Genomic DNA, 7,138 nt, shown 5'->3' on the forward strand with positions numbered 1-7,138 from the left:
TCGCGTCAGCCGAGGGTGCCGACCTCCTGCTCGATGGCGGTGCGGAGGTCGCGACCGGCCAGCACGGCGCGGGCGGCCTCCATCAGCGGGGCCAGGAAGACGTCGGGGCCGGGCTCGCCGGCGGCCTCGCCGAGCGCGGCGATCGCCGCCCGCCCGGCCGGCGACGGGACCAGCGGCGCCCGCAACTGCAATCCGCGTACGGCGGCGAGCAGTTCCACCGCGAGCAGGCTGGTCAAGTTGTCCAGCACCGTACGCAGCTTCTTGGTCGCCGCCCAGCCCATCGAGACGTGGTCCTCCTGCATGCCGCTGGTGGGCAGCGAGTCCACCGAGGCCGGCGCGGCCAGCCGGCGGTTCTCGGCGACGATCCCGGCGGCCGTGTACTGCGCGATCATCAGCCCGGAGTTGACCCCGGCGTCGGGGGAGAGGAACGCCGGCAGGTCCCGGGACCGGGTGACGTCGAGCAGCCGGTCCACCCGACGCTCGGCGATCGCGCCCACCTCGGCGGCGGCGATGGCCAGGAAGTCCGCTGCGAAGCCCAGGGGCGCGCCGTGGAAGTTCCCGGTCGACTCGACCCGACCGTCGGGCAGTACCACCGGGTTGTCCACCACCGAGACCAGTTCCCGGGCGGCGGTCGTCCGGACGAAGTCCAGGGTGTCCCGGGCCGCGCCGGCCACCTGCGGTGCACAGCGCATCGAGTAGGCGTCCTGCACCGCGTGTGCCAGGTCGTCGCGGTGCGAGTCCATCACCGCCGAGTCCTGCAACAACCGGTGGATGTTGGCCGCCGAGACACTCTGCCCGGGATGCGGACGGATGGCGTGCAGCTCCGGTAGGAACGGCCGTTCCGAGCCGAGCATCGCCTCGATCGCCAGCGCGGCGGTGACGTCGGCCATGGTGAAGAGGTGGGCGGCGTCGTCGATGGCGAGCAACAGCATGCCGAGCATGCCGTCGGTGCCGTTGATCAGCGCCAGCCCCTCCTTGGCGGCCAACTCCACCGGGGCGAGGCCGGCCCGACGCAACGCGTCGACGGCAGGCATCCGCCCGCCGTCCGGGGCGAGCACCCAGCCCTCGCCGAGCAGCACCAGCGCGCAGTGCGCCAGCGGGGCCAGGTCACCGGAGGCACCCAACGAGCCGTGTTCAGGCACCCAGGGGGTGACCTCGTGGTTGAGCAGGTCCACCAGGGCCTCGGCGACCAACGGCCGGACCCCGGAGTGGCCGAGCGCCAGCGAACGGACCCGCAGCAGCATCATCGCCCGTACCACCTCCCGGGGCATCGGCGCGCCGACCCCGGCGGCGTGCGACCGGATCAGCGCGTGCTGCAACTCGGCTCGGCGCTCGGGAGCGACGAAGGTGTTCGCCAGGGCCCCGAAACCGGTCGACACGCCGTACACGGGACGGCCGGCGGCCTCGATGCCATCCACGATGGACCGGCTGGTGGCCATCGCCTCGACGGTGGCCGGGTCGAGGACCACCTTGGCACCGCCCCGCGCCACGGCGAGCACGTCGGCGGGGGTGATTCCGGTGGGCTGGACGGTGACGGTCATCGCGGTACTCCGTTGTGCAGAACCTGGCGGACGAGAGGCACCCCGGGCCGGTAGGCCAGGTGCAGGTGAGACGGTGCGTCGAGGATGATCAGGTCGGCCCGGGCGCCGGGCCGCAGCACCCCGATGTCGTCGCGGCGCAGCGCCCGCGCGCCACCGGCGGTCGCAGCCCACACCGCCTCCGCCGGGGTCATCCCCATCTCGCGGACGGCCAGGGCGATGCAGAACGGCATCGACGAGGTGTACGACGAGCCGGGGTTGCAGTCGGTGGCCAGCGCCACGGTCACCCCGGCGTCGAGCAGCCGACGGGCGTCCGGGTACGGCGACCGGGTGGAGAACTCGGCACCCGGCAGCAGGGTGGCGACGGTGGCGGACTGCCCGTCGTCCGTGGTGGTCGAGGCCAGCGCGTCGACGTCGGTGTCGGTCAGGTGGGTGCAGTGGTCCACACTCGCCGCCCCCAGCTCCACCCCGAGCCGCACGCCCGGGCCGGGGCCGAGCTGGTTGGCGTGCACCCGCACCCCGAGCCCCATGGCCTGCCCGCAGGCGAGGATCGCCCGGGCATGGTCGGCGTCGAAGGCCCCCCGCTCGCAGAACACGTCGATCCAGCGGGCGTACGGCGCTGCGGCGGCCAGCATCGGCCCGCAGACCAGCGACACGTAGTCGTCCGGACGGGCGGCGTACTCGGCCGGGACCACGTGCGCGCCGAGGAACGTGGTCTCCGTGCTGACCTCGGTGGCGATCCGCAGCGAGCGGGCCTCGTCGGCGACGGTGAGGCCGTACCCACTCTTGATCTCGATCGTGGTGGTGCCCTGGCGTAGCGCCTCCGCGTGCAGCCGGCGCACGGTGGCCCGCAGTTCGTTGTCGGAGGCGGCCCGGGTGGCACCGACCGTGGTGCGGATACCGCCGCCGGTGTACGGCTCGCCGGCCATCCGGGCGGCGAACTCGGCGGCCCGGTCCCCGGCGAAGACGAGGTGGGCGTGGCTGTCCACGAACCCGGGCAGTACCGCCGCACCGGCGGCGTCGATCCGCCGGTCCGCTGCCGGTGCGTCGGCCGCCGGACCGACCCAGGCCACCTCGCCGTCCTCGACGAGCACCGCAGCCCGTCGCCGGATCCCCAGCGGCCCGCCCGCGCCGGCCACGTTCGTCACCAGCTCAGCGATGTCGTCCACCAGCAGGCTGCTCATGGGGTGGTCACCTCCGTGATCGCCGTGGCCAGTTCCTGCGGTACGTCCACGCGTACGTGCCGGCCGTCGCGGACCAGCACCTGACCGTCCACCACCACCTGGACGACGTCTGCCGCGCTCGCCGCGAACCAGACACCCGCCGGGGTCACCCCGGCCGTACGGACGCTGTCCAGCCGCACCGTGACCAGGTCGGCACGGTCACCGACGGCGATCCGGCCGGCGTCGGTCCAGCCCAGCGCGGCGTGCCCGGCGCTGCTCGCGGCGGTCAACAGCTCCGCCGCGGTGAAGTGGCCCCGCTTGCGGGTGCGCAGCCGCTCGTCCAGTTCGACGGCGCGCGCCTCCTCGAACGGGTCGACCACGGCGTGGCTGTCACTGCCCAGGCTGAGCGGGATGCCGGCGTCGGCCATCCGACGGGCCGGACCGATACCGTCGGCGAGATCCCGTTCGGTGGTGGGGCAGAGGCAGACGCCGGTACGACTCTCGCCGAGCAGACTCACGTCGGCGCTCGTCGGATGGGTGGCGTGGACCGCCGTGGTGGCCCGGCCGAGCACCCCCTGATCGGCGAGCAGGCGCGTCGGCGTGCACCCGTGCACCGCCCGGCAGGCGTCGTTCTCGGCGGGCTGCTCCGACAGGTGCACGTGCAGTGGGGCGTCGCGGCGGTGCGCCCAACCGGCGACGGTGGCGAGCTGATCGGCCGGCACCGCCCGGACCGAGTGGATCGCGGCGCCGAGCCGCGCGTGCCCGCCGTCCGGGGTGAACGCGTCGACCCGCTCCGCCCAGCGCAACGCGTCGCCGTCGCCGAACCGCTGCTGCGGCCCGGTCAGCGGCCGACCGTCCACCGAGGCGGTCAGGTAGCAGGTGTCCAGCAGAGTCAGCCGGATCCCCGCCTGGGCCGCCGCCTCGACCAGCGCCGCGCCCATCGCGTTCGGGTCGGCGTACGGGCTGCCGCCCGGCCCGTGATGCAGGTAGTGGAACTCACCCACGCAGGTCACCCCGGTCAGCGCCAGCTCGGCGTAGACCGCCCGGGCCAGCGCCAGGTAGGAGTCGGGGTCGAGGTGGGTGGCGACCGCGTACATCTGGTCGCGCCAGCTCCAGAAGTCGCCCCGCCTTGCGTGGGTGCGCCCGCGCAGTGCCCGGTGGAACGCGTGGGAGTGCGCGTTCGCCAGCCCCGGCAGGGTCAGCCCCGGCAGCCGCACCGCGTCGGCCAGCACGTCCACACCGGCGTCGGGCCGGCCGTCCGGCGCGAGCGGTGTGACGCCGGTGATCCGGTCGTGCACCGTCTCGATCAGCACGTCCGGGGTCGGTTCGGCCTCCCCGGGCAGCCAGGCGTACTCCGCGAGCCAACGGGTGGCGCTCATCGGAGCAGCTCCGCCAGCCCCCTGGCCAGGGCGGTCACCCCGGTGGCGCAGTCGGCGTCGGTGGCTGATTCGGCGGGGGAGTGCGACACCCCGGTCGGGTTGCGGACGAACAGCATCGCGGTGGGTACGTGGGCGGCGAGCACCCCGGCGTCGTGCCCCGCCCCGGTGGGCAGCACCGGCGCGGCCAGCAGCCCGGCCAACCGATCGGCCAGTCCGCCGTCGAAGGCCACCAACGGGGTGGCCGACTCCTCGGTCAGCGTCACCTGCGTACCGTCGCGCCGGGCCCGCTCGGCGGCCTTGCCGTGCACCGCCTCGACCATGCCGGCCAAGGTCTCCGGCTCGGCCGCGCGGGCGTCCAGCCAGCCGGTCACCCGGGACGGGATCGCGTTCGTGGCGTTCGGCTCCACCGCCACCCGACCGACGGTGGCGTGGGCACCGCGCAGCCGGGCCTCCTTGTTGGCGGCGAGCACCGTGAACGCGTACGTGAGCATGGGGTCTCGACGGTCGGTCATCCGCGTCGTACCGGCGTGGTTGCCCTCGCCGGTGAAGTCGAAGCGCCAGCGGCCGTGCGGCCAGATGGCGCTCGCGACGGCGACCGGCGCGTCCCGCTCGACCAGCGCGCGGCCCTGCTCGACGTGCAACTCCACGAAGGCCGCGAAGCAGCCGAGCAGCTCCGGCCGGGCGCCCGCCGGCCGCTCACCCAGCGCCTCGGCGAAGCTCACCCCGCCGGCGTCGCGCAGCCCGGCCGCGCGCTCGGCGTCCAGCGCGCCGGTGAGCAGCCGGGAACCCAGGCACGGTACGCCGAACCGGGCGCCCTCCTCCTCCACGAACGCCGCCACCGCCAGCGGCCGGGCGGGCGTGACGCCCCCGGCGCGCAGCTCGTCGACCGCGAGGAAGGCGCTCACGATGCCGAGCGGACCGTCGTACGCCCCGCCGTGCGGCACCGAGTCGAAGTGGCTGCCGGTCAGGATCGCGTCACCGGCCGCCGGGTCGCCCCACCAGGCGAACAGGTTGCCGTTGCCGTCCTCGGTCACCGGCATGGACCGCTCGTCGGCCTGCGCCCGGAACCACTCCCGCAGCCGCAGCTCCGGCTCGGTCAGCGCGTACCGCAGGTAGCCGCCGCTGTGCGCGTCCCGCCCGATCGGGGCGATCTGTCCCCACAGCTCGCGGAACCTGTCGAGCAGGGGTCCGTCCTGCACCGTGTGTGTCAACAAGGGCCTTCCTCACTCCGCCATCGGGACGCGGACGCCGGTGCGGGTGGCCACCTCGCGGGCGTCTTCGTAGCCGGCGTCGACGTGCCGGATGACGCCCATCGCCGGGTCGTTGGTCAGCACCCGCTCGATCTTCTGCCCGGCCAGCGCGCTGCCGTCGGCCACGCAGACCTGACCGGCGTGGATGGACCGGCCGATGCCGACCCCGCCGCCGTGGTGGATGGAGACCCAGGAGGCCCCGCTGGCGGTGTTGACCAGCGCGTTGAGCAGCGGCCAGTCGGCGATCGCGTCCGAGCCGTCGGCCATCGCCTCGGTCTCCCGGTACGGGCTGGCCACGCTGCCGCAGTCCAGGTGGTCGCGGCCGATCACCACCGGCGCGCTCAGCTCACCCGAGGCGACCATCTCGTTGAACCGTACGCCCGCCCGGTCCCGCTCGCCGTAACCGAGCCAGCAGATGCGCGCGGGCAACCCCTGGAAGGCGACCCGCTCGCCGGCCAGCCGGATCCATCGCGCGAGGGACTCGTTCTCCGGGAACAGGTCCAGGATGGCCCGGTCGGTGGCGGCGATGTCGGCGGGATCGCCGGAGAGCGCCGCCCACCGGAACGGCCCCTTGCCCTCGCAGAACAACGGCCGGATGTACGCCGGCACGAAGCCGGGGAAGTCGAAGGCGCGCTCGTACCCGCCGAGCCGGGCCTCGCCCCGGATCGAGTTGCCGTAGTCGAAGACCTCCGCGCCCGCGTCGAGGAAACCCACCATCGCCTCGACGTGCCTGGCCATCGACGCCCGGGCCCGGTCGGTGAACTCGGCCGGCTTGGCCGTCGCGTACTCCCGGGCGTCGGCCAGCTCCACCCCCTCCGGCAGGTACGACAGCGGATCGTGCGCGCTGGTCTGGTCGGTGACGATGTCGATCGGCACGCCCCGACGCAGCAGCTCCGGGAAGACGGTGGCGGCGTTGCCGACGACACCGACGCTCAACGCCCGGCGCTCCCGCTTGGCGGCGAGCACCCGCCGCACCGCGTCGTCCAGGTCGTCGGCGATCTCGTCCAGGTAGCGGTCGTGCGCCCGGCGGGCCAGCCGGCCGCGGTCCACGTCCACGATCAGGCAGGCACCGCCGTTCATGGTGACCGCGAGCGGCTGCGCCCCGCCCATGCCACCGCAGCCACCGGTCAACGTCAGGGTGCCGGCCAGGGTGCCGTCGCTGCCCGGCTGCCCGTCGCCGCGGGCAGCACCGGCGAGTTTCGCCGCCACGGCGGCGAACGTCTCGTAGGTGCCCTGGAGGATGCCCTGGGTGCCGATGTAGATCCACGAGCCGGCGGTCATCTGCCCGTACATGGTCAGGCCGAGCTGCTCCAGGCGGCGGAACTCCGGCCAGGTCGCCCAGTCGCCGACCAGGTTCGAGTTGGCCAGCAGCACCCGGGGCGCCCACTCGTGGGTCCGCATCACCCCGACCGGCCGGCCCGACTGCACCAGCATCGTCTCGTCGTCCCGTAGCTCGGTGAGCGTCCGCACCAGGGCGTGGTACGACGGCCAGTCCCGGGCGGCCTTGCCGGTGCCGCCGTACACGACCAGGTCGTCGGGGCGCTCGGCGACCTCGGGATCGAGGTTGTTCATCAACATCCGCAGGGCGGCCTCCTGCGGCCACCCTCGGGCGCTGCGCTCCGGGCCGCGCGGGGACCGGACGGGTCCGGGGGCTGTCTGGTCGGCGTGGGTCATGGCGGACTCCTTAGGGTTGAAGTGTCTGGGGTTGGAGCCCTGGATGCCCAGGACGGCGAGGTGTGGCTGATGACGGGTTGCCCTGCGATGGCTCGGGAGGAATGGCCGCCTCGCTGTTCTGGACGCCCCGGCCG

5 protein-coding genes are annotated in these 7,138 nt (G+C 74.2%); all 5 read right to left on the reverse strand.

Annotated features, from left to right (window positions below; translation table 11 throughout):
* Positions 1 to 5: 5 nt before the first annotated feature.
* From hutH to hutU, 5 genes are read right to left on the reverse strand one after another with little or no spacing between them, the layout of a single operon-like run.
* Positions 6 to 1,541 carry a histidine ammonia-lyase gene (gene hutH / locus KBX50_RS25445; RefSeq protein WP_210940205.1) on the reverse strand — a complete coding sequence of 512 codons (1,536 nt, stop codon included), beginning with the start codon at positions 1,539 to 1,541 and terminating at the stop codon, positions 6 to 8.
* Positions 1,538 to 2,722, reverse strand: coding sequence for an imidazolonepropionase (hutI, locus tag KBX50_RS25450; RefSeq protein WP_210940206.1), 1,185 nt, complete (start codon positions 2,720 to 2,722; stop codon positions 1,538 to 1,540). The genes hutH and hutI overlap by 4 nt, the downstream gene beginning before the upstream one ends.
* Positions 2,719 to 4,080, reverse strand: a complete 1,362-nt coding sequence (locus KBX50_RS25455; protein WP_210940207.1) for a formimidoylglutamate deiminase — start codon at positions 4,078 to 4,080, stop codon at positions 2,719 to 2,721. Before KBX50_RS25455 ends, hutI begins: the two co-directional genes overlap by 4 nt.
* Entirely contained in the window at positions 4,077 to 5,294 is a 1,218-nt protein-coding gene (locus KBX50_RS25460; protein WP_210940208.1) for an allantoate amidohydrolase, read from the reverse strand. The genes KBX50_RS25455 and KBX50_RS25460 overlap by 4 nt, the downstream gene beginning before the upstream one ends.
* A gap of 9 nt (positions 5,295 to 5,303) precedes the next feature.
* The gene (hutU, locus tag KBX50_RS25465) at positions 5,304 to 7,004 is read right to left on the reverse strand and encodes a urocanate hydratase (protein ID WP_210940209.1); all 1,701 of its coding nucleotides are present in this window, start codon (positions 7,002 to 7,004) and stop codon (positions 5,304 to 5,306) included.
* Between the last annotated feature and the right edge of the window lie 134 nt (positions 7,005 to 7,138).

Source organism: Micromonospora sp. C51 (assembly GCF_018070435.1).
GTDB lineage: Bacteria > Actinomycetota > Actinomycetes > Mycobacteriales > Micromonosporaceae > Micromonospora > Micromonospora sediminimaris.